This window comes from Bartonella grahamii ATCC 700132, from assembly GCF_000518085.1.
GTDB classification, from domain to species: domain Bacteria; phylum Pseudomonadota; class Alphaproteobacteria; order Rhizobiales; family Rhizobiaceae; genus Bartonella; species Bartonella grahamii.
Genome location: NZ_JACX01000008.1, coordinates 55336 through 78594, shown reverse-complemented (window position 1 = coordinate 78594; position 23259 = coordinate 55336). Strand labels below are relative to the sequence as shown.

18 protein-coding genes are annotated in these 23259 nt (G+C 41.0%); 3 read left to right on the top strand and 15 right to left on the bottom strand.

Annotation, left to right across the window (positions count from 1 at the left end; all coding sequences use genetic code 11):
• Positions 1 to 9 precede the first annotated feature (9 nt).
• Positions 10 to 639 carry a DapH/DapD/GlmU-related protein gene (locus U736_RS0104255; RefSeq protein ID WP_015856627.1) on the bottom strand — a complete coding sequence of 210 codons (630 nt, stop codon included), beginning with the start codon at positions 637 to 639 and terminating at the stop codon, positions 10 to 12.
• A gap of 136 nt (positions 640 to 775) precedes the next feature.
• Between U736_RS0104255 and U736_RS0104250 the strand changes: the two genes are divergently transcribed.
• The 3 genes from U736_RS0104250 to U736_RS0104240 are packed head-to-tail and all read left to right on the top strand — an operon-like array spanning position 776 to position 4103.
• Positions 776 to 1357, top strand: coding sequence for an SCO family protein (locus U736_RS0104250; protein WP_015856628.1), 582 nt, complete (start codon positions 776 to 778; stop codon positions 1355 to 1357).
• A 27-nt stretch (positions 1358 to 1384) separates the two neighbouring features.
• The gene (locus tag U736_RS0104245; RefSeq protein WP_015856629.1) at positions 1385 to 2254 is read left to right on the top strand and encodes a 50S ribosomal protein L11 methyltransferase; all 870 of its coding nucleotides are present in this window, start codon (positions 1385 to 1387) and stop codon (positions 2252 to 2254) included.
• A gap of 22 nt (positions 2255 to 2276) precedes the next feature.
• Positions 2277 to 4103, top strand: a complete 1827-nt coding sequence (locus U736_RS0104240; protein ID WP_026500344.1) for an aminopeptidase P family protein — start codon at positions 2277 to 2279, stop codon at positions 4101 to 4103.
• A gap of 604 nt (positions 4104 to 4707) precedes the next feature.
• Here the strand turns inward: U736_RS0104240 and ligA are convergent.
• From ligA to mraY, 14 genes are all read right to left on the bottom strand, one after another.
• On the bottom strand, positions 4708 to 6867 hold the full coding sequence (gene ligA, locus U736_RS0104230; RefSeq protein ID WP_015856631.1) for an NAD-dependent DNA ligase LigA: 2160 nt from the start codon (positions 6865 to 6867) through the stop codon (positions 4708 to 4710).
• Between the two features lie 110 nt (positions 6868 to 6977).
• Entirely contained in the window at positions 6978 to 8639 is a 1662-nt protein-coding gene (gene recN / locus U736_RS0104225; RefSeq protein WP_015856632.1) for a DNA repair protein RecN, read from the bottom strand.
• Between the two features lie 6 nt (positions 8640 to 8645).
• Entirely contained in the window at positions 8646 to 9539 is an 894-nt protein-coding gene (locus U736_RS0104220) for an outer membrane protein assembly factor BamD (RefSeq protein ID WP_015856633.1), read from the bottom strand.
• 158 nt (positions 9540 to 9697) lie between these two features.
• On the bottom strand, positions 9698 to 10582 hold the full coding sequence (gene lpxC / locus U736_RS0104215) for a UDP-3-O-acyl-N-acetylglucosamine deacetylase (protein ID WP_026500343.1): 885 nt from the start codon (positions 10580 to 10582) through the stop codon (positions 9698 to 9700).
• Positions 10583 to 10796: 214 nt separating this feature from the next.
• The gene (ftsZ, locus tag U736_RS0104210) at positions 10797 to 12569 is read right to left on the bottom strand and encodes a cell division protein FtsZ (RefSeq protein ID WP_015856635.1); all 1773 of its coding nucleotides are present in this window, start codon (positions 12567 to 12569) and stop codon (positions 10797 to 10799) included.
• 63 nt (positions 12570 to 12632) lie between these two features.
• Positions 12633 to 13934, bottom strand: a complete 1302-nt coding sequence (ftsA, locus tag U736_RS0104205) for a cell division protein FtsA (RefSeq protein ID WP_026500342.1) — start codon at positions 13932 to 13934, stop codon at positions 12633 to 12635.
• Complete coding sequence (locus U736_RS0104200; RefSeq protein WP_015856637.1) at positions 13931 to 14842, bottom strand: cell division protein FtsQ/DivIB; 912 nt, start codon at positions 14840 to 14842, stop codon at positions 13931 to 13933. Before U736_RS0104200 ends, ftsA begins: the two co-directional genes overlap by 4 nt.
• Positions 14830 to 15750, bottom strand: a complete 921-nt coding sequence (locus U736_RS0104195; RefSeq protein WP_015856638.1) for a D-alanine--D-alanine ligase — start codon at positions 15748 to 15750, stop codon at positions 14830 to 14832. Before U736_RS0104195 ends, U736_RS0104200 begins: the two co-directional genes overlap by 13 nt.
• A gap of 238 nt (positions 15751 to 15988) precedes the next feature.
• Positions 15989 to 16966 (bottom strand): UDP-N-acetylmuramate dehydrogenase, encoded by a 978-nt coding sequence (gene murB, locus U736_RS0104190; RefSeq protein WP_026500341.1) that lies wholly within the window; start codon positions 16964 to 16966, stop codon positions 15989 to 15991.
• Positions 16944 to 18371 carry a UDP-N-acetylmuramate--L-alanine ligase gene (gene murC / locus U736_RS0104185; RefSeq protein WP_015856640.1) on the bottom strand — a complete coding sequence of 476 codons (1428 nt, stop codon included), beginning with the start codon at positions 18369 to 18371 and terminating at the stop codon, positions 16944 to 16946. The genes murB and murC overlap by 23 nt, the downstream gene beginning before the upstream one ends.
• On the bottom strand, positions 18355 to 19491 hold the full coding sequence (locus U736_RS0104180) for a UDP-N-acetylglucosamine--N-acetylmuramyl-(pentapeptide) pyrophosphoryl-undecaprenol N-acetylglucosamine transferase (protein WP_015856641.1): 1137 nt from the start codon (positions 19489 to 19491) through the stop codon (positions 18355 to 18357). The genes murC and U736_RS0104180 overlap by 17 nt, the downstream gene beginning before the upstream one ends.
• Positions 19484 to 20638: an FtsW/RodA/SpoVE family cell cycle protein gene (locus U736_RS0104175; protein WP_015856642.1), complete on the bottom strand. Its 1155-nt coding sequence runs from the start codon at positions 20636 to 20638 to the stop codon at positions 19484 to 19486. The genes U736_RS0104180 and U736_RS0104175 overlap by 8 nt, the downstream gene beginning before the upstream one ends.
• Positions 20639 to 20781: 143 nt before the next feature.
• Positions 20782 to 22176 carry a UDP-N-acetylmuramoyl-L-alanine--D-glutamate ligase gene (gene murD, locus U736_RS0104170; RefSeq protein ID WP_015856643.1) on the bottom strand — a complete coding sequence of 465 codons (1395 nt, stop codon included), beginning with the start codon at positions 22174 to 22176 and terminating at the stop codon, positions 20782 to 20784.
• A 4-nt stretch (positions 22177 to 22180) separates the two neighbouring features.
• Positions 22181 to 23251 (bottom strand): phospho-N-acetylmuramoyl-pentapeptide-transferase, encoded by a 1071-nt coding sequence (gene mraY, locus U736_RS0104165; protein WP_015856644.1) that lies wholly within the window; start codon positions 23249 to 23251, stop codon positions 22181 to 22183.
• Positions 23252 to 23259 lie beyond the last annotated feature (8 nt).

Below are 23259 nucleotides of genomic sequence, written 5' to 3'. Positions count from 1 at the left end.
TTCTGATTATCATTTCCATTTGCGAACAAAAACTTCAATGGGTAAATTTTGCATATCAGGCAATGCATCGTAAATTTTATCAAGCGGCCAATCCCACCAAGCCATCTCCAAAAGGCATTCTATGACATGATTGGGAAAACGCATCCGCAACCGTTTAGCAGGAACACCAGCGACAACCGCATAAGGCATAACATCTTTCGTTATAACAGCGTTAGCACCAATAATTGCTCCATGTCCAACTGTCACCCCAGGCATAATAACCGCGCCATATCCAATCCACACATCATGCCCAATAATAACACGTTTTGCACAACGCCTTTCGCGAAAAGAACGATCAAGAGCCATATAACGAAAATATTCGTTTGGACGATAGGTTATTTTATGCGTTGAAACGCGCTCCATAGGATGCTCCAACGCATTCATCCGTACATGAGATGCAATAGAACAAAAACGCCCAATATCGCTATAAATAGCCTCACTATTACGTTCTAAATAAGAAAAATCTCCAACGGTTACATCCCGTAAAATCACCCGCTCATTAATTTCCACATAGCGCCCTAATTTACAACCATGCAGCCGTGCTGTCGTATGGATACGAGGCTCACTTTCATGAAATCGAAGATCGTTCTCAATATTCATGCATCCCTCACCAATGTTTCATCAATAGATATGGAAAGACATACCAATCAAGCCAATAAAATCAACCATGAAACAGAGATTGCAAAACAAACCTGCCGATGTTACAATTTCTTGATCTATCTAAGAGAGTCAAACTATGAAAAATGTAATACGCATCTTGGGGCTGACAATCATATTTCTTGCAGGTATTTTTATTTATGATGCGCTGACAAATAAGCCTTTAGGTGATAATTTTACACTCACGGATTCTAATGGAAAAAATATCACTGAGGCTGATATTCGAAGCAAGCCTTCAATAGTTTTTTTCGGCTTCACTATGTGTCCTGAAATCTGCCCTACGACATTGATGAATCTTGATCGATGGCTTACAGCCCTTGGACCCAATGCCGATAAATTAGGCATATGGTTTGTTACTGTTGACCCTGAACGTGATACACCAGAAGTGCTCCATGAATATCTCAGTAATTTTAACAATAAAATCATGGGTATCAGTGGAGATCCTGATAAAGTTCATAAAATGGTCAATTCCTTTAACATCGTTGCTGAAAAAGTCCCTGGAACAGATGGAAACTATACATATAACCATACAGCAGCAATTTTTTTACTCAAAAAAGGTGGAAAATTAGCTGGCGTTATCCGTTATGACACGAAAGAAAGCGATAGCGAATTAAAAGATGAAATCGCCATTGAACGGTTAAAAAAACTCATCTTAAACTAAAAAAAGCCGATCAAAAGAAAGAACAGCATGTCGCAACAAATTCGCCTCTATTATACTGCTTCTAAAAATGAAGTAGAACGGTTCTATACCCTTATAAACACAGCCTTTGACGAAGAAGGTTATCCTCTTGCTCTTACAGAGATAGATGAACAAAATGCTGTATATGAACTTTCACTCTATGTAGACCAAGAAAACTACGAGCATATTTCGAAACGTTTTGCCCAAATCCTTTCTATAGATCCTGATAAAATTAATATGGAAGTTGTACCCAACATTGATTGGGTACAAAAAAGCCTAGAAGGACTAAAGCCTGTGCAAGCCGGTCCTTTTTTTCTTCATGGAAGTCACAACCGAAACGCCATTCCAGCCAATGTTCTTCCTATTGAAATTGAAGCAAATCAAGCTTTTGGCACCGGACATCATGGAACGACAGCTGGTTGTTTAGAAATGATTGCCAAAGTGATGGAACATGAAAATCCCCAAAATGCACTTGATCTTGGTACCGGCAGTGGGGTACTCGCCATCGGCATCGCAATGCTCAAACCTATTGCTATACTTGCATCTGATATTGATCCAATCGCTATTCAAGTTACACAACACAATATCCAGCTCAATGGCGTAAAAAAATATATCACAGCTGTCACAGCAACAGATTTTGCCCATGATGAAATTGCTTCACGTGCTCCCTTTGATCTTATTGTTGCCAATATCCTTGCCAATCCTCTTATCGCACTTGCACAAGAAATGGTAAAGGCACTCCAAAAAGGTGGATCACTGATACTCTCTGGAATTCTTGAAGAACAACATGCAGATGTTTTAAAGGCTTATGTAAAACAAGGGCTGAAACACATTGAAACATACCACCGTCAAGGATGGGTTACGATACATCTGAAATAAAGTAAAAGAAAAGGACGTCATTATGTATCAATCTTTTGAGGCGACAACAAATCCAGCCCATGCTCTAGAACGCATTGCCTCTCTGCGTAAAGAGTTTGACCGCCTTGGTCTCGATGGTTTTCTTGTTCCGCGTAGCGATGAACATCAAGGAGAGTATGTCCCTTCCCATGCTCAACGCCTTAGCTGGCTAACCGGCTTTACTGGATCAGCTGGGATTGCACTGATTTTAAAAAACAAAGCCATCATATTTACAGACGGGCGATATAAGCTCCAAGTTCGCCAACAAACTGATCCTAATATTTTTGATTATGAAGATCTCATAACTTGCCCTCCCTCACAATGGCTTGAAAAAAATGCTCAAAAACTTTCTATTGGCTTTGATCCATGGCTCCACACCATCACTGCCACCGATGCATTGAGAAACGCATTAGAAATGAAAGCAGGTGGAAAACTTGTAGCAATTCACTCCAATCCCATTGATCTGCTTTGGCATGATCAGCCATCATTGCCACAAGCTGCCCTATCAATTCACCCTCTCAAATATGCTGGGTGCAATACGGATGAAAAACTCGCTTTGATTTACAAAGATATACAGAAAACTCATGCAAATGCTTTTATTTTTACAGACCCTTCCTCCATTGCATGGACATTCAATATACGTGGCAACGATGTTTCCAACACACCTTTTTCCCTTTGTTTTGCTTTCATTCCTATCCAAGAAACACCAGCCTTATTCATTAGCAGCAAAAAACTTGGTGTAGAACAGAAACAATATCTGGAACGTTATGCAAAATTATATGAACCAGAACAGCTTATTCCAAAGATCAAAGAGTATGTTCAAAAAGGGACAGTGTTTGCCTTAGATCCACAGCTAACATGCGAAAAATTACGAACTGTTATTGAAGAAAAAAATAGCTCTTTCATCACACTTACCGATCCTGCCGCTCTACCACGTGCCATTAAAAATGACACAGAACTCAATGGCGCACGCAAAGCGCATCTACGCGATGGTGTTGCCCTAACCCGTTTTTTTTCCTGGTTAGATAAACAAATACCAGGGTCAATAAGTGAAATTTCTGCTGCTCAAAAATTAGAAGAATTTCGCATAAATACAGCAAAAGAAATGGGAGAAGAACTTAAAGATCTTTCTTTTGATACAATTTCAGCAGCAGGAGAAAATGGCGCCATTATTCATTATCGTGTAACAACACAAACAAATAAACAACTCAATGCGGGTGAACTTTATCTTGTTGATTCAGGCGGACAATATCGTGATGGAACGACAGATATCACACGTACAGTAGCAATTGGGAATATTGGAGAAGAAGAAAAACGCTGTTTCACGCTTGTCCTCAAAGGTATGATTGCTCTTTCAACTGCTTACTTTCCAAAAGGAACCCGCGGACAAGACATTGATAGTCTAGCACGCATCGCCTTATGGAAAGCTGGTTTTGATTATGCTCATGGCACCGGTCATGGTGTCGGGTCTTATCTTTCTGTTCATGAAGGACCACAAAATATTTCCCGCAAAGGATGCCAAGAACTCATCTCCGGTATGATTCTTTCAAACGAACCAGGATATTATCGCGAAGGTGCTTTTGGTATCCGTCTTGAAAATTTGATAATTGTAAAGCCAGCACAAAAAATTGATGGCGGGGATATAGAAATGCTTTCGTTTGAGACGCTTACACTTTGCCCTATTGATCGAAAACTCATTCTCCCAGAGCTTTTGACACAAGAAGAACGGCAATGGCTCAATGATTACCATGCGCGCGTTTATCAGATGAATGCACCTTACTTAAATGAAGAAGATAAAAAATGGGCAAAAGAGGCAACACTGCCCCTTTAAATGAGGCAACACAAATATCTTCTAACGCTTCTTATAAAAACACCACACCCTTCTCTTTTAAAGAGAGAAATGCATATTTACCATCAGCAATCACAAAAAATGCTTCTATAAAATACTTCAAGTTTTTTTACCGATAGGATAAAAGCTCTTCCCAAACTGAAACAGAACGGGATATACTTATAACAGATAATGCTTATCAACTATCCTCTACCATCTTCACATGAGTTATAGCCTTATTCTGCTATATAGAAATTTTCATTATATTTTGTAATCCTCCGCGTCTCATTTCTAAAACGCCTATTATAACCAGCTCATTACACTGTTTAAATTCAAAAATTCTGCATATTTAGTTACAATTTTTACCTTGATTCACAGTGATACCGTATATCTTTTACTAATAATAACCTTGTATATTCTTAATCATAAGAGTTTAAGTTTAATATTTAAATTCAACGTTTTTTTAATCACTTAATAAATATCAAAATATATGGCGCTCTATTTTTGCAAAAAAACAACCCCTATTATCCCCTTTTTAATTCCAGCCCCCCAAAATGTAAGAAAGATAACCATACAAACAGCATACGCATCTTCTAGAAAACGCCCTCTAAACATCATGTTCCTCAATCAACTGTAGCCAAGTCTCTTCATCGATAACCTCAACACCTAATTCTTCAGCTTTAGCCAATTTGGAGCCCGCTCCAGGTCCTGCAACAAGAAGATCTGTTTTTTTAGAAAGTGAACCAGATGTTTTGGCCCCTAATCGCTCTGCCAATGCTTTTGCTTCATCGCGTGACATATGCGCCAAAGTTCCTGTAAAAACAATTGTCTTCTCCGCTATTGGGGAAGAAGCTGTCGTGATAGGCTCTTCATCAAGAGGAGTTACTTCTTCAAGTAAAACAGACAAAACCTCACGATTATGCGCTTCTTGATAAAAATCAACAATTGCGCTCCCTACCTGTGGTCCAATTCCTTCGATATTGGTAAGCTCCATCCAAGCTTCATTGCCTTTTTCATTTGCCTTATCACATGGCATAAGTGCTCCCATAGCCGTAGTTTCAAAAGCTGTATAATTTTTATAAGTACGCGCAAGACGGCGTGCATTCACCTCTCCAACATGACGAATCCCCAATGCAAACAAAAAACGGCTTAAAGGAATTTCGCGACGTGCATTAATGGCATCATACAATTTGCGAACTGAAACAGTACCAAAACCTTCTATATTTTCTAAACGTATCAAAGATTTTTCTTGGCGACGTTCTAAAGTAAAAATATCAGCTGGTGTATGAATACAAAGCGCTTCATCTTGAGCATAGAAAAAAAACTCTACCTGTTTTTTACCCAAACCCTCAATATCAAAAGCATTACGCGCAACAAAATGACGAATACGCTCAATGGCCTGTGCAGGACAAATAAGCCCCCCTGTACAGCGACGCACGGCTTCTCCCACTTCACGAACAGCATGACTCCCACAAGCTGGACACAAATGAGGAAAAATAAAGACAGCAGCATCTTTCGGGCGTTTTTCAATAATAACATCAATAACTTGAGGGATCACATCACCAGCACGTTGTACAATCACGCTATCGCCTACACGGATGTCACGTCCTTCACGAATAGGCTCTCCTTTATGACCAATTCCCTTAATATAATCCTCATTATGCAAACTAGCATTGGTCACCACCACTCCACCAACAGTAATAGGCGTAAGACGTGCAACAGGTGTCAAAGCTCCCGTGCGACCAACTTGAATGTCAATATCTTTCAAAAGCGCTATCGCTTTTTCTGCTGGAAATTTATGCGCGATTGCCCAACGCGGCGAACGAGAAACAAATCCCAAGCGCTTTTGGAGCATCAAATCATTAACCTTATAAACAATCCCATCAATATCATAGCTTAAAGAATGACGGCATTCTTCGATATCGTGATAATAAGAAATAATTTCTTCTAACGTCTTAAAGGCTTTTGTTAATGGATTGATAACAAAGCCATATTCTTTTAGCTTTTTCATCATCTCCATTTGACTTTCTGCCAATATTTCACTCACCTCACCACAAGCATAAGCAAAAAATTGAAGCTTTCTGCTAGCGGTTATCCGTGAATCAAGCTGACGGAGTGAACCAGCTGCCGCATTTCGAGGATTGGCAAAGGTTAACTTGCCCTTCTCTTGTTGGCTGATATTAAGTGCTTGGAAATCCTCCCGCCCCATATAAACTTCACCACGCACCTCAATTATATCAGGAAAATCACCTTGCAAAACTTGTGGAATATCAGCAATGGTTCGGGCATTTGCCGTCACATTTTCACCGACAGTTCCATCCCCACGCGTTGCCGCCCCCACAAGCCGCCCCTTTTCATAGCGTAAAGACAAAGATAAACCATCAATTTTTGGCTCCGCTGTTATTTCCAACACCTGTGTTTCTGGAAGCCGTAAAAAACGACGAATACGCTCAACAAATTCAGTAACATCTTCAGAGCTAAACGCATTATCAAGTGAAAGCATAGGCTGTGCATGAACAGATTTTTCAAACTTTTCAGAAATTGGTGCCCCAATTTTATGTGAAGGAGAATCAACACGAATAAGCTCTGGAAAAAGAGCTTCAATTTCTGCATTACGGCGGCGCAAAGCATCATATTCTGCATCAGAAATTTCAGGCTGATCATCACGATTATAAAGCACATCATGACGTGCAATCTCTTTTGCCAACCACTCTAATTCACTTTCTGCTTCAACAGCTGTGAGATTTTTATCTGCATCTTTGTTCATAAAATCTATTCCAAATTACGAGCACTGCCACAAGGATCTCCACGCCTCCTCATAAAGTGAATCTCAGTAAATACAAGCTTTCCAGTATTTTTATCGCTGACTAATTACCTTCATGCTAGAAGCTTTTGAGCCGCTGCACGCGCTTCTTCAGTAATCTGTTCTCCTGCCAACATACGAGCAATTTCTTCTGCACGCTCATGCTCTTCCATTTTATGAATAGCAGTAACAAAGCGTCCTTTATCATGACTCTCAATTTTTGAAATAAGAAAATGACCATGCGCTTTCGATGCAACCTGTGGAGCATGCGTAATAGCGAAAACCTGGACATGTTCTGATAAGCGTTGCAACCGTTGCCCAATAGCAGCTGCAACAGCACCCCCAACGCCTGTATCAATTTCATCAAAGATCAGCGTCGGTGCTGATCCTCGATCAGATAAAACAACTTTTAATGCCAACAAAAAACGAGACAATTCACCGCCAGAAGCCACACTAAGCATCGGTCCAGCACGTGTTCCAGGATTTGTTCGCACCCAATATTCAATACGATCACATCCCTCTGCACTCCGCTTTTCGATATCACTTTGCATTTCAACAATAAATTCAGCCCTCTCTAATTTCAATGCCGGTAACTCAGTCATCACGCTTTCAGACAAGTGCTTTGCAACCTCTTGACGTTTTATTGACAACGCTTGTGCTAACATATCATAATTTTTTTGTGCTTGTTTTGCTTCATCTTCAAAACGTGTCAATATAGTCTGAGCCTCTTCAAAATCAGCTAATTCAGCATCCATCTTATCGCGTAACTGAACCAATTCATCCGCAGAAACTTGATATTTACGAGCAAACCCCCGAAGAGAAAAAAGACGCTCTTCTATCCGTTCCAATTCATCAGGTTCAAAATCTAATGCTCGTATTGCCGTCTCAATACCTTCTTGTGCTGTTGCAAGTGCATGCAATGCCTCATCAATAGATTTCACCACAGGTGCAATAAGTTCTTGCGCCTCAGGAATTTTCCGCTCCAAACGCCTCACCAAATTAGAAAGCACTGGGATTGGTGATTTTTGACCCGTTAAAAGATCATCCGCTTCTTTAATATCCGTCGCTATTTTTTCTAATTTAAGCATATCGGCACGACGAAGAGAAAGAGTATCCTCTTCACCAACTTTAAAATCAAGCTTTTCAAGCTCTTCTACACACGCACGAAGATAATCAACCTCACGTACAGCACTCTCTACTTTAAGACGCTGCCGTTGCAAACGCTCCTCAAATTCACGCCATGTGTAATAACACTGACGCAAATTTTCCACTTCATCCTCAAGACCACCAAAGGCATCTAATAATTGGCGATGTGTAGCAACATCAACAAGCGCACGATCATCATGTTGTCCATGAATTTCAACCAGCAAACGGCCAACACTCCGCATCAATGCAACACTAGACACCTGATCATTAATAAAAACACGGCTGCGTCCATCACTTGATTGCACACGTCGTAAAATAATATCACCCTCATCATCAAGACCATTCTCACGAATAAGTTGACGTGCAGGATGTGAAACAGACACATCAAAAACAGCTGTGACCTGCCCGCGCTCAGCACCATGACGCACAAGCGAAGCATCCCCCCGCCCCCCTAGAGCAAGTGATAAAGCATCAAGGAGAATGGACTTCCCCGCACCTGTTTCTCCAGTTAAAACCGTCAACCCCGCCGTAAAATGAATATCGAGCGTTTCGATCAAAACAATATTATGAATCGAAAGCTGTACCAGCATAGAGAATCAACGTACCCTCTTCTTATCACCACCTAAAGCATTTGATATCCAAGAAGATTTATGCTCGCGTGGCGATATTTTATTCTTCTGCAAGAGATTATAAGAAAATTTATACCACTCACTTTTGGGATAGTTACGTCCTAAAATAGCTGCTGCCGTCTGTGCTTCCGCAGTTAAGCCGAGAGCAAGATTAACCTCAGTCAAGCGGAAAAGCGCTTCTTCAATTTGATTTGTATCGGAATACTCTTCAACCACGGTACGAAACCGTCTACTTGCCGCAAGGTAGCGCCGCCCCTCTTCATAATAACGACCAATCTGCATTTCTTTGCCAGCCAGCTGTTCGCGCCCAAAACGTATTTTATCCTTAGCATCCTTGACATATTCAGAATTAGGATAACGCTCTATAAGGAGCTGCATAGCAGCAATAGCGCGTTTCGTATCACGTTGATCACGCGTAACATCAGGAATCCGACGGAAAGAAGAAAGACCAATAATATAGTACGCATAAGCCGAGTCAGTCGACCCTGGATAAAGAGTAATATAGCGTTGAGCCATACTAATTGAATCATCATACTTTCCGAGTCGATAATTAGTAAAAGCACCCATGACCAAAGATTTACGCCCCCAGTCTGTATAAGCATACTGCTTTTCAATCTTCAAAAACTTCTTTGATGCATCCCCAAGCTTCCCACTCTCAAGGCTAGCAAGCGCCTGATTATATAAAACATCTGGTGGCTCTATTTTCAAAACATAAGCAGATGGATCAAGGGTATTTTTCTCTTTAAAGAGGCATCCCGCCAACATACAGGTGCTTCCCAAAAGCACCACCCCCAATATCTTGCGTACAATGTTAAATTTTCTATATGTCATATTTCCAATGCACACATGAGATTTTTTCATAGTTTTTCCGGCCTCCACAGAATATCACCTTGTAGCAAAAACAAGTTATAAAAGGTCTTATACCATATCACTTCAAAATCCACATAACCAATTTAGCAGTTTAGGTCAATCATCCCCTTAAAAATCAAATAAACGATAAAAAAATCTTGTCAATTTTTTTACTCTTTCTCTAAAAAGCTTTTTTCGTAATGTGATTCGTCTGCCAAAACAGCCTTCACCAATTGCGCATTAATTCTATGTCCACTACAATAAGAACGAAATAATCCAATAAAAGGCGCCCCAAGCAAAGCAGTATCACCAATCGCATCAAGCATCTTGTGCCGAACACATTCATTTTCCCAATAAGGACCACCGGGATTTAAAATTTTATCATTAAGGTCGATAACAAGAGAATTTTCCAAAGAAGCGCCTCTCGCCTTTCCAGAAAGCCTTAATTTTTCCACGTCTTTGATAAAACCAAAAGTGCGCGCACGTGACAAATCATCTCTAAATCCTCGTGTGGTAAGATCAAAACTGAAATGTTGCTTACCAATAGCAGAAGAAGGAAAAGAGATCGTTATATCAAAACGACGTCCATCGAATGGCAAAAGCTCTGCAACACCATGAGCTCCTTCAACCCGCAATGGTTTTTTTATAATGAAATAAGAACGCAACGCATTTTGCTGTACAATGCCAACGTCTTCAAAAGCTTGGCAATATAGCCACGCTGAACCATCCAAAATAGGAACCTCATTATGTGACACTTCAATAATAAGATTATCCAAATTATAAGCAGTAATTGCTGCCATCAAATGTTCAATTGTTTCAACCCTTACATCTCCATCTCCAAGTACCGTTGATAATTCAGTTTCTCCTGTTTGGGATGCATGGGCTTGAAATATTTTCTCTGTTCCGTCTAACCCACAACGCTTAAAAATAATACCACACCCAACATCCGCAGGAGAAACCTTTACCACTGACAAACAGCCACTGTGAACGCCAATCCCCTTAAATGTTACTGCTTTTTTAAGAGTAGACTGATATTTTGGCACCAAATTCATCATATTATTTTACTAAATTGCTTTTACATCTTTTAACAAAACTTATAAAACTATAAAAAATATTCATAGTAAATAGTAAAAAAAACCGCTTATAATAAGCGGTTTTTTTAAAAACAAAGTATTTTATCCAAAAAACAGCAATATATTTTACTGTATAATTTTTGACTGATCATCAAAGAGGTAATAATTTTTCTTACTTTTCCTCATTTTTCATCAATTAATTTGCTTGACGACGTAAAAATGCTGGTATTTCCAACTGATCTTCTTCACTTATAAAAGTACGCTGATCTTGTGGTACCTGAGGGTGCAGCTCACCAGAACGACGTGGAACATAAACAGAAGCATCTTGAGAAAGCGCCTGAGAATTTTTATTGTAAACATGAGACTCTTGCTGCTGAGACGATCTAACAGCAGGCTCCAACCTCGCTTCTGGCTCTGCTTCTTCACGATGCGTCAAGCTCTGTTTCAAACGCTGCCAAAGATTACGAGGACCTTGATCAGTCACAGATGTTCTTTGACTTTGTCCATGAGCAACAGGAGGAAAATCCTTTAACTCAGGCATACGCATTGGAGCGCGCGCTTGCATTTGTTGCATTTGTTTTGGTTGCACTAGCTTTTCTTTTTGCTTCACAACCCCTGTCATCTCATCAAGAACATGCGCTGTTGCCTCCATACTCACGGGAGCTGTCATAGCCGGTTGAGAACCACGACTTACTTGCATACGAGGCACATTTGATCTCTGTTCCTGAACAGCATTTGAACCATACGCAACAGCATTCGTCGCACTTCGTGTCGTCATTGCCTCTGTAGGATGTGCAAAAATTTGACTTTTGGGACGGAACTGTTCTGCGGTTGATTTACCCTTCTCTATTTCAAGTGATTCGATCACTTCTACCATTGACTCAGAACGCAGTGGCGATGACTGAACATGAAAAGAACTGTGTGACGTTCCAGGATCGCTCTTGCGCATTGAAGAAGCAGGCCTTTGAATCTGAGGATGAGAGGACTGAACCACATCACTAACTTCACGATCAATACCGGTGGCAACCACAGAAACACGAATAACACCTTCCAATGACTCATCATCAATAGCGCCAAAGATCACATTCGCATCAGCATCCACTTCTTCACGAATACGATTAGCAGCTTCATCAACCTCAAAAAGAGTCATATCACGACCACCCGTAATAGAAATCAGTAAACCACGCGCCCCACGCATAGAGGTATCATCCAACAATGGGTTTGCAATAGCAGCTTCAGCCGCAGCCAAAGCACGTCCATCACCAGATGCCTCACCCGTTCCCATCATGGCTCGACCCATTTCGTGCATAACAGAGCGAACATCAGCAAAATCAAGGTTAATCAAACCCTCTTTAATCATCAAATCCGTAATGGAAGCAACACCAGAATAAAGCACTTGATCAGCCATAGCAAAAGCATCAGCAAACGTTGTCTTATCATTTGCAATACGGAAAAGATTTTGATTGGGAATAACAATCAATGTATCGACAGACTTTTGTAATTCTTCAATACCAGACTCTGCCGTTTTCATACGACGTGCGCCTTCAAACTGAAACGGCTTTGTCACAACACCAACAGTCAAAATACCTTTTTCACGCGCTGCGCGAGCAACAACGGGAGCAGCCCCTGTTCCAGTTCCTCCCCCCATACCAGCAGTAATGAAAACCATATGAGAGTCTGCAAGATGATCGATAATTTCATCAATACATTCCTCTGCCGCCGCTTGTCCAACTTCCGGTAAAGCACCAGCACCCAAACCTTCTGTCACAGCTGCCCCAAGTTGGATAACACGTTCAGCCTTTGACATAGCCAAAGCCTGTGCATCCGTATTTGCAACAACAAAGTCAACTCCCTGAAGACCAGCATTTATCATATTATTCACGGCATTCCCGCCACCACCTCCAACACCAAAAACGGTAATGCGTGGCTTCAATTCCGCGATATCTGGCCGATGCAGATTAATCGTCATTTTCTTTTCCTTCTCATAAGACACCGCAAGCCAAAGCGATGAAATTTATCCAACTAGACTTAACTAAAAACTCTCACGCAACCACTGACCGACACGCTGAAAATACCCACGCGTGCCCATCGATAAATGATTTCCTGCTGCCTGCATTGTTTTTTCTTCAAAACCCACCAATTGCGGATAAATTAACAACCCAACAGCAGATGTAAACGCCGCCCCTTTTGCAAGAGAAGGAAGCCTCGAAATACCTAAAGGCCGCCCGATACGAACATTTCTTCCCAATATAGTACGTGCCATTTCTGGCAATCCTGTTAACTGGCTTGCTCCCCCAGTCAAAATAACACGTTTACCAATGATGTGACCAAAACCAGAACGATTTAAACAATCACGGACCATTTCTAAAATTTCTTCAACACGCGCACGAATGATACGCCCAAGAACCGCGCGAGGATATTGAGTTTCACGCTGTTCACTCCCAATTTCTGCTACATTAATTATTTGCCGCTCATCGGCACTTGTTAAAAGTGCTGAACCATAAACAACTTTTAAACGTTCCGCCTCTGTTAGAGACATAGAAAATCCGCGCGCAACATCAAGAGTGACATGATGCCCCCCAACAGCAAGAGCATCCGCATGAATAAATTTTCCCTCAAAAAACACTGAAAATGTTGTTGTTCCACCACCAAAATCAATACATGCAGCCCCTAAATGCGCCTCATCATTCATCAAGACAGCAAGACCACTTGCAAAGGGAGTAGCAACCATTGCTTCAACACTCAAATGTGCACGATTAATACAAGTTTCTAAATTACGCAAAGACGCTGTTTCAGCTGTTACCACATGCACGTCAACCCCAAATGTTTCCCCTGCCATTCCGACAGGATCAGAAATTCCTTTATCTCCATCCAATACATAAGAAACTGGAACTGAGTGCATAACATGACGTTCAGCATCAAAAGCTTTACGTGAAACATCTGAAAAGGCCATACGCATATCACGCTTGGTGACTTCACGACCATTCAAATGGACTTTTCCATTAATCAAAGCACTTTGTAATCGACTTGAGGAAAAATTCACAATCACTGAATCCACCACCAAACCAGCCATTTTTTCTGCCGCATCAACAGCCAATCTTATTGATTGTTCTGCTGCAAACATATCCATGACAACACCGGATTTAATACCGCGTGAACGCTGCACTCCAAAGCCTAGAATTTCCGTAGAATGTGTACGACCATGTAAATAGTGCGCATGCTTTAAAGGACGCAAACAAGCAATAAGACAAACAATCTTACTTGAACCTACATCAAGAACCGTTAAAAAACGTGTCTTACGCCCTCCCAGATGATGTGATCTAAGCAACATCATGGGTTTCCTGCCTTTCGTGTCTTTAAAATACGTTCTTCTTCTTCCACAGTAGCATGATAACGCTCCAACGTTTCATCTGATAAAGAAACAGTAATTCTATCAGCAAGACGTAAATCAACACTGAGAATATCGCGAGATAAAAGATCTTGCATTGTACCGGACGAAACAAGAGAAGAAAGCCTTTCAAGGGCACCATTTTCAGGCAACATAACGCGCATTCCATTATCCAAAACAAGATCCCAACGTCGATCACCTACCCGCACAAAAGCACGAATACGATCATATACTTCTGGATAGACTGACAGCGCTTGAATAAACACTTTAGCAGCATTTTGTGCACCCTGCCCAACCACAAGAGGTAAATCTCGAACAATTTCCCCTTTAAAGGGCACAATGACACGACCTGTATTATCAACAATATCCACTATGCTATCATGTTGCCAAATAGCATAGGGTTCACGCTCCACGATGGAAATGCGCATTCTATTAGGATAAATTTTCTGAACATTAGCCGATTGCACCCAAGCCTGTTTTTCCAAAAGAGAACGTGCTCTTTCAACATCAAAAGTGAATATAGAAGGCGCAACATCAAGTTTTAAAATTTTAAAAATATCCTGCTTTGTCAAGCGCTTATTGCCGATTATATCGACATGAGTGACCACAAAACTACTATCTAGTATGATCGTGTTTACGATCACAGCCATCTGACCACTTGATGAAAGTCCATAAAAAGCCGCAACAAAGAAAAACCATACCACCGCAAAAGAACCGAAATGGCGTGGAATATGAATATTGACAAAAACAAACTCAAACATAAACCGGAGGAAACGACGATAAAGACGTGGCAAAGCCGGCACTGAAAGCACCTCCATCGGAACATTTGTTTTATTAACATTCAACGCATACATGATGCGTCCTCCACCATCCATTGAACAATATCGCCGTAAGTACGGCCGCTCGCTTTTGCAATATCAGGAAGAAGAGACGTCGATGTCATACCGGGTTGCGTATTAATTTCAAGCCAAACCAATTCTCCCGTTTTCTCATCAAAACGAAAATCAGAACGGCTAACACCTCGACACCCTATCGCCTGATGGGCTGCTAAAGACATTCTTTGCACACTTTGGTAAATATTTAGTGAAAGTTGTGCAGGACAAATGTGAAGAGAACCACCCGTTTTATATTTCGAGTCATAATCGTAGAATGGAAAGTGTTTATCGGGAAGAATTTCACACACATCCAGCACTTCATTCCCCAAAACAGCACAAGTCAATTCACGACCAGGAATATATTTTTCAATCATCACCTCATCGGCATACCCCCACTCAGCTCCCCCAATACTATGCGGCGGTGCTGCTTCATTTTCCTGGACAATGACAACACCAAAACTTGATCCTTCACACACAGGTTTAATTACATAAGGAGGCTCCATGGGATGCGTTTGTCCCAAAGCAAAGCGGCTCATGATACGAGAAGGAGCAACACAAACCCCAACATTTGCAACGATAATTTTTGCACGTCCCTTATCCATTGCCAAAGCGGATGCCATCACACCCGAATGGGTGTAAGGAATTTTTAAATATTCAAGAATCCCCTGGATCCGGCCATCTTCACCAAATGGACCATGCAATGCATTGAAGGCAATATCAGGCTGCAACTGTTCAAGAACAGAAGCAATATGAGCGTCAACATCCACGCGGCTCACGCGATACCCCTGCACCTCTAGAACATCAGCACAAGCCGCCCCTGAAGATAAACTTACAGACCGTTCAGAAGAAAAACCTCCCATTAACACAGCTATATGTTTATCTCTCATAATAAATCACCCTCTTTCGCATACTATATGTAGTCTATATAAAATACATCAGCACCACATACAGGAAAAACAAGGTTTATCCTTGCGAATCAATAACCTAGCATTTTGCATAATGAATCAGACTCAAAAGCCTGATGCAAGAGATTCTTTGTTAATTTATTGATTCTTAATAGAAATTTTTTATTATCTCTTTGAAATGACTCAATTTTTTATTTGCACTTTTTTAGTGAACAATAAATCAATGAAATGGATCAAAAGGAGAAACTCTTCGACCACGCTCAAATTGACCGATACGCTCTATTTCCCATTGTAAAAGGTGGGCTGAATTTGCAAAAACACGCGCACGCACTGTTTCTCCCAATGCTTCAAGATCATATCCTGTTGCTTGCCCTGTATTAATCATAAAATTACAGTGCATTTCACTCATTTGAGCGCCACCAATCCGTAAACCACGACACCCTGCTTCATCAATCACGCGCCACGCAGATCCATTCTCAGGATTTTTGAAAGTTGATCCTCCTGTCTTTTCACGAATGGGTTGTACTGTTTCTCTGTGGAGGGAAACTTCATCCATAGCAGCACGAATATCATCTTTATTACCAAGTTTTCCTTCCAATAAAGCAGCTGTAAAAATAAAATCTTTAGGAATATCACAATGGCGATAGGAATAATGCATATCTTTCAAACTCAAGATATGACGTTGCCCTTTACGATCCAGCGCATAGACCTCAACAACACGCGCTGCGGTTTCAATACCATTCGCACCCGCGTTCATTTTGAGAGCTCCTCCAAGAGCACCAGGAATACCATGATAAAAATGAAAACCTGCAATTCCTGCCTTTAAAGCGGCAACAGCTAAATGTTTATCCGCCGTACCAGCACCAACTAAAAAGCCTTTTGGAGAAACTTGCTGCACTTGCCCAAAGTTTTTTGGCGAAAGACGAATCACAACACCAGGAACGCCCCCATCACGCACCAGAAGATTAGAACCGATACCGACAATTGTTACAGGAACAAATTCAGGCAAATTTTGAAGAAAGAGAGCCAAATCTTGTTCATCAACAGGCTGATAAAAAAGCTCTGCCAACCCACCCGTGCGAAACCACGTTACCTTACGCATTTCAACATTAGGTGTAAGTTTGCCTCTCACGCCACCCAACAGCGGTTGCAATTGCGCCAATAGCGCCTCACCATCAATGTGCTGAAAATTTACCATGACCATCCAATACCGCTAATTGATGAGGCAACGCACAAGCCCATTGTGTGATATTGCCAGCACCAAGAAAAACAACATAATCCTCTGCCTGAGCAAATTTTGAGACAAAAGACACAACATCTTCCAGACTATGTATCAAGCGCACATCACGATGACCCGCCATTTTAATATGCTCTACCAATTCTTGAGAACCAAATCCTACAATAGGCTCTTCACCAGCCGCATAAACGGGCGTAATCAACACTGTATCTGCATCATTAAAACAAGCAGAAAAATCATCAAATAAATGATACAAACGTGAATACCGATGGGGTTGTGCAATCGCAATAACACGCCCTTTTGCACTCTCACGTGCTGCACGCAAAACAGCCTTTATTTCAACAGGATGATGTCCATAATCATCAAATATTTCAATACCCCGCCAACTTCCTGTTCGCGTAAAACGCCGTTTTACTCCGCCAAATTCTGCTAAGCCCCTTTTTATAGCTTCATTTGAAATGCCTAGTTCATGCGCAATAGCAATCGCCGCCGTTGCATTAGCAACATTATGCTGTCCTGCCATGGGCAAAAGCAAATTTTTCAACTCAATTTTTCTTCCTGTTTTGCGTGAGCGAACAAGAACATCAAAATGCGTTTTTTGACCATCCATCGAAAGATTAAGAAAACGAACATCCGCTTGTGGATTTGCACCATAAGTGATCACCCAACGATCATCAATACGGCCCGCCAATGACTGAACCTCTGGATGATCAAGGCACAAAACAGCAAAACCATAAAAAGGAACATTTTCTACGAATTGCCGAAAAGCCTCACGCACAGCATCAAAACTTCCATAATGATCTAAATGCTCAGCGTCAATATTAGTAATAACAGCAATATCAGCAGGCAGCTTTAAAAATGTACCATCACTTTCATCAGCTTCAACAATCATCCAATCGCCATCTCCTGTACGAGAATTCGTACCATAAGCATTAATAATACCGCCATTAATCACCACTGGATCAAAATGACCAGCATCAAGAAGAGCTGCGACCATTGATGTGGTCGTTGTTTTACCATGTGTACCACCAACCGCAATTGCACGCCGAAACCGCATCAGCTCCGCTAGCATTTCTGCACGTCTGACAAGCGGTAAATGTCTTTCCTTTGCAGCAATATACTCAGGATTTGTTTTTTTAACGGCAGTAGAAAAAACAACAACCTCTGCATTCCCTAAATTTTCAGCACAATGACCTATATGAACGTTAATTCCTTTTCTCCGCAAACGTTCAACATTTGCACTCTCAACTTGATCTGACCCTTGAACTTTATAGCCAAGATTATAAAAAACCTCCGCAATTCCACTCATACCGATCCCCCCAATTCCGATAAAATGGATAACGCCTATATCAAGTGGCATTTTCATCAAAAAGCTCCTCTTTTATATCTGACAACAATCGCCCTGCAATTAAGGATTCAGCCATATCAGCAAGACAACGGGTTGCATGAGGTTGCCCAACTTTTTTTGCAGAAAGCGCTTGTTTTTCTAATAAATGGGGCGCACAACAAGCGTGCATTAAAAGAGAAAAAAGCTTTTGTGCATTTAAATCTTTTTCTGATACAATTTGCGCACCACCTACACGAGCAAGCAGAGCTGCATTGGCAGCCTGATCATGATCTAAAGCATGGGGATAGGGAACAAGCAAAGCAGGTCTACCAATCACCGCTATCTCACAAACAGATGAAGCCCCAGCGCGCGACAAAATAAAATGGGCATGTGCCATACGTTCAGCCATATCATCAAAAAAAGGAGCTACCTCTGCTTGTACGCCCATATCACGATAGATTTTGATCAACCCTTCTGCTTCACCTCGAACTTGCTGCACAATTCGTAAACGTTTACGGTTCTTATCATCGAATAAAGCAATAGCTTCTGGAACAATATGTGAAAAAGCAGAAGCCCCTTGGCTACCTCCAAAAATCAAAAAATGAAATGGCTCTTCACCAGTTGAGGGATGATAAGGAATTTTGGCCGCCTTCAACACAGCCTCACGAACAGGATTCCCCGTCAAAAGTATTTTATGAGCATAAGCGCCATTTGGCGACAACAAACCACCAGCGATTGCACGCACAAAAATTGCCAACACCCGATTGGCACGCCCCATAACAGCATTTTGTTCATGAATAAATGTTACACGCCTCGTTAAGGACGCAATAAAAAGAGGAGGAAAGCTCGGATACCCTCCAAATCCTCCAACAAGAACAGGACGTAATTTATAAAACAACGCCAACGATTGCCCCATACCCCTTAGCAAAGACCAAAACGTCTTTATCAGAGCAAAAGGATGGCGTCGTGTAAATGTTGCCGATGAAACGATATGAATATGCTCTTCATCAAAGCAGCGAACAAAAGGTCGTGCTCTTTCATCTGTCATTAAATGAACATCATATCCACGCTGCCTTAATTCAACAGAAAGGGCTTCAGCAGGAAAAAGATGTCCACCTGTACCACCAGCCACCAAAGCAATAACTTTTTTATCATTCATAAGGGGTATCCAAGACAGAAGAGGAAGAAAAAGCTGAAAGGCGTGCTTCTGGCCAACGACGTGTTAAACTGAGCAAAATGCCCATTGAAAACGCAATCGCCACCATCGAAGAACCACCATAAGAAATAAAAGGCAATGTCATGCCTTTTGGAGGAATTAAGTGAAGATTAACGGCCATATTAATCGCTGATTGAAAGCCAATCATCATTGCTATGCCAGTAATACCAAGACGTATAAAGGAATCACGTGTATTCATGGCTATATACAATGAACGCATAACGATAAAGCCAAAAAGCATCATAATTAATAAACAAAGAATAATACCATACTCTTCAGCAGCAACGGAAAATACAAAATCTGTATGGCTATCAGGAATGATACGTTTTACTGTTCCCTCCCCAGGACCTTGCCCAAACCAACCACCATTCAAAATAGCCTCACGTCCTACATCCACTTGAAACGTATCCCCTTCACCTGTCAAAAAACCATTGATACGCTCGCGCACATGATGCAGAAAAAGATAAGCTAAAATAATTCCTACAACGCCTAAAATGAGAAAGAGAAAAATAATGGTAAGAGGTACACCAGCAATAAAAAACAGCCCCCCCCATGTTGCACTTATTAAAACTGTTTGTCCAATATCAGGCTGCAAAACCAGAAGCACACAACAAATGGCATAAAGTAGAATCGCTAACGTATAACCCAGAATTCCCCTCCTGCGTATCTGTTCTGAAAAAAGCCAAGCGGACATAACCACAAAAGCTGGCTTCATAAACTCTGAAGCCTGTACAGAAAAACCAAATAGTAGAATCCACCTCCGTGCTCCCTTTAATTCTGGACCCCAAAATAAGGTTGCAACCATAAGAGCAAGCGTTACAATGAGCAAAAGAGCACATAAACGACGAATATTAGAAAGCGAAAAAAAGGAAATGGTAACCATCGTAAAAAATGCTGAAATGCTAAAAATGATATGCCACCGAACAAAATAAAAACTATCAGCAATTCCGATTTTTTTTGCAATAATAGGGCTGGCAGCAAAAGACAGCATAATGCCAATTCCCATTAAAATTAAACAAGCTGCAAAGATAGAGCGATCAATCGTCCACCACCAATTAGCAATTGGATCTCTATCTGCACGCGTAACCATGGTATCCACCTTATCCATTTTATAAATTATCTTAAAGTGATATGGTTCCCCAGCCTATTTAACAAACACTTTAAAAACTAAATTACACAAAAAAAGATTCTGGAGTCTTAACGCAAAATATTTTTTTATAACTGATGATTTTTTTATTGTAACTGCATCACAAAAGAGACAAATTCTTCGCCTCGCATTTCATAATTTTTAAATTGGTCATAACTTGCACAAGCAGGTGACAAAAGAACCGTCACCTCTTTTTCCTTACAACCCATTGCATCAACAGCTGCTTCACGCACCGCATTTTTCAAAGTTAAGCTCATAGAAAAGGGAAAAGCAGATCCAATAGTGCGAGCAAATTCTTCCGCCGCGCTCCCAATCAAATAGGCTTTACGAATTTTAGGAAAAAATTTTCTAAGAGACTCTATTCCTCCCTTTTTTGCCTGTCCCCCAACAATCCAAAAAATATCATTAAAGGTGGAAAGCGCAGGAGCTGTTGCATCTGCATTAGTCGCCTTGCTGTCATTGATAAACAAAACCGCCCCCATTTTACGCACCTGCTGCATACGATGATCCAGCCCTTTATAACTTGCTAAATGCTTGTTCATAGAAGGATCGGTTATTTTTAAAGCCTGCAACGTTGCTAATGCCATAAGGGCATTTTGCGCATTATGACGTCCGCGCAAAGCAGTCATAGACGTCAGATCTGCAAGCATATGACGCTGTCCTTGATAAACAGCAAAGAGCTTAGTCCCATCTGCATAAAAACCATTTTCAACAAAATGATCCTTGGAAATTGCCCCAATTTTCTTCCCTTCATGAAGCAACTGTTGATATAAAAACCTACAAGCTGCATCATCAACTGAAATAAAAGCCTGTGAAGCCTGAGCAATCAGATGCCTTTTGGTTTGCACATAACAGGCAAAACTCCCATGTCGATCAATATGATCAGGTGTTAAATTCAATAAAAGTCCAATGGTCGGCTGAAGAGAGGGTGTAAGATCAATTTGAAATGATGAACATTCAATCACATAGATACGTTTTTTAACAAATGGCTTAAGCGTCAATATTGCCTTTCCGATATTCCCCCCCACCTGCACATCATAACCCATTTTTTCCAACAAATGCGCAAGTAAAACCGTTGTGGTTGACTTTCCATTCGTCCCCGTAATCGCAATGAAAGGAACATCTTGGTCACAAAAACCATAATGCTGTAAAAAATGCTGGCGCGCACGAACAAATAATTCAATATCACCGATAATTTCTATATTTTTTTTTCGTGCTTTTTCAACAACCCAATGGGGTTGAGGATAATTTAAAGGAACTCCAGGAGCTACAATCAATGCAACAAATTCTGACCAATCTTCATAACGGAGATCTCGCGTTGGAATATTGTGCCGGAAAGCCATCTGCACGCTTGAAGGACTATCATCCCACGCCACCACTTCTGCACCGCCACGCATCAATGCTTGTGCCGTTGCTAGTCCAGACTTTCCTAATCCAAATAAAGCAACTTTTTGTCCTTTATAACACGCAACAGAAATCAAAATCTCACCGCAATTTAAGTGTTGAAAGACCAATAAGAGCAAGAACAATTGAAATAATCCAAAAGCGTATCACGACTTGGCTTTCAGTCCAGCCTTTTTTCTCAAAATGATGATGTATCGGTGCCATAAGAAACACTCGTTTTCTTGTTAATTTGAAATAACCAACCTGAATAACGACCGAAAAAGCTTCCACAACAAAAAGCCCACCAATAAGAGCCAAAACAATTTCGTGCTTCGTAGCGACTGCAACAGTCCCCAATAATCCTCCAAGAGCCAACGAACCAGTATCTCCCATAAAAATAGCTGCAGGTGGTGCATTAAACCATAAAAAACCAAGCCCTGCCCCAACAACAGCTCCCAGTAAAACAGCCAATTCACCTGCTCCCGATACATAATGGATTTGGAGATAATCAGCAAAATTCATATTACCAGAAAGATAAGCAATCAGAGCAAAAGATAAGGCTGCAACCATCACAGGAACAATAGCAAGGCCATCAAGTCCATCCGTCAAATTAACCGCATTACCCGTCGCGACAATAACAAAAGCAGAAAAAGGAATAAAAAACCAGCCCAAATTGATAAGATAATCTTTCAAAAAAGGCAAAGCGAATCCAGATGAGCCAATTTGTAGGATGACAAAAGCAGCAATTGCGGCAACACAAAACTCCAAACTTAACCGTGCTTTCCCAGAAAATCCTTTGTCTGTTTGTTTTGTGACCTTAAGATAATCGTCATAAAATCCAATTGCCCCAAAAGAAAGCATAACCAATAGCGATACCCAAAAATAAATATTCGATAAATTACACCACAAAAATGCCGATACCACAATGCCGGTTAAAATCATCAATCCACCCATTGTAGGTGTTCCAGCCTTTTTAAAATGTGTTTGAGGACCATCCGCACGAATCGGTTGCCCCTTACCCTGCCGCAATTTAAGAGAAGCAATGATGCTAGGTCCAAACAAAAAGACGATGAGCCCCGAAGTAAGCATAGCCGCTATCGTGCGAAAAGTAATATAACGAAATACATTCACACCTGGAAGCCAATCACTAAACGAAGAAAAAAACAGCATCATGGTACAAA

Excerpts from the sequence above, each read along its gene's own strand:
- U736_RS0104255 (WP_015856627.1), bottom strand. The coding sequence starts at position 639 with ATGAATATTGAGAACGATCTTCGATTTCATGAAAGTGAGCCTCGTATC.
- U736_RS0104250 (WP_015856628.1), top strand. The coding sequence starts at position 776 with ATGAAAAATGTAATACGCATCTTGGGGCTGACAATCATATTTCTTGCA.
- U736_RS0104245 (WP_015856629.1), top strand. The coding sequence starts at position 1,385 with ATGTCGCAACAAATTCGCCTCTATTATACTGCTTCTAAAAATGAAGTA.
- U736_RS0104240 (WP_026500344.1), top strand. The coding sequence starts at position 2,277 with ATGTATCAATCTTTTGAGGCGACAACAAATCCAGCCCATGCTCTAGAA.
- ligA (WP_015856631.1), bottom strand. The coding sequence starts at position 6,867 with ATGAACAAAGATGCAGATAAAAATCTCACAGCTGTTGAAGCAGAAAGT.
- recN (WP_015856632.1), bottom strand. The coding sequence starts at position 8,639 with ATGCTGGTACAGCTTTCGATTCATAATATTGTTTTGATCGAAACGCTC.
- U736_RS0104220 (WP_015856633.1), bottom strand. The coding sequence starts at position 9,539 with ATGAAAAAATCTCATGTGTGCATTGGAAATATGACATATAGAAAATTT.
- lpxC (WP_026500343.1), bottom strand. The coding sequence starts at position 10,582 with ATGATGAATTTGGTGCCAAAATATCAGTCTACTCTTAAAAAAGCAGTA.
- ftsZ (WP_015856635.1), bottom strand. The coding sequence starts at position 12,569 with ATGACGATTAATCTGCATCGGCCAGATATCGCGGAATTGAAGCCACGC.
- ftsA (WP_026500342.1), bottom strand. The coding sequence starts at position 13,934 with ATGATGTTGCTTAGATCACATCATCTGGGAGGGCGTAAGACACGTTTT.
- U736_RS0104200 (WP_015856637.1), bottom strand. The coding sequence starts at position 14,842 with ATGTATGCGTTGAATGTTAATAAAACAAATGTTCCGATGGAGGTGCTT.
- U736_RS0104195 (WP_015856638.1), bottom strand. The coding sequence starts at position 15,750 with ATGAGAGATAAACATATAGCTGTGTTAATGGGAGGTTTTTCTTCTGAA.
- murB (WP_026500341.1), bottom strand. The coding sequence starts at position 16,966 with ATGGTAAATTTTCAGCACATTGATGGTGAGGCGCTATTGGCGCAATTG.
- murC (WP_015856640.1), bottom strand. The coding sequence starts at position 18,371 with ATGAAAATGCCACTTGATATAGGCGTTATCCATTTTATCGGAATTGGG.
- U736_RS0104180 (WP_015856641.1), bottom strand. The coding sequence starts at position 19,491 with ATGAATGATAAAAAAGTTATTGCTTTGGTGGCTGGTGGTACAGGTGGA.
- U736_RS0104175 (WP_015856642.1), bottom strand. The coding sequence starts at position 20,638 with ATGGTTACGCGTGCAGATAGAGATCCAATTGCTAATTGGTGGTGGACG.
- mraY (WP_015856644.1), bottom strand. The coding sequence starts at position 23,251 with ATGATGCTGTTTTTTTCTTCGTTTAGTGATTGGCTTCCAGGTGTGAAT.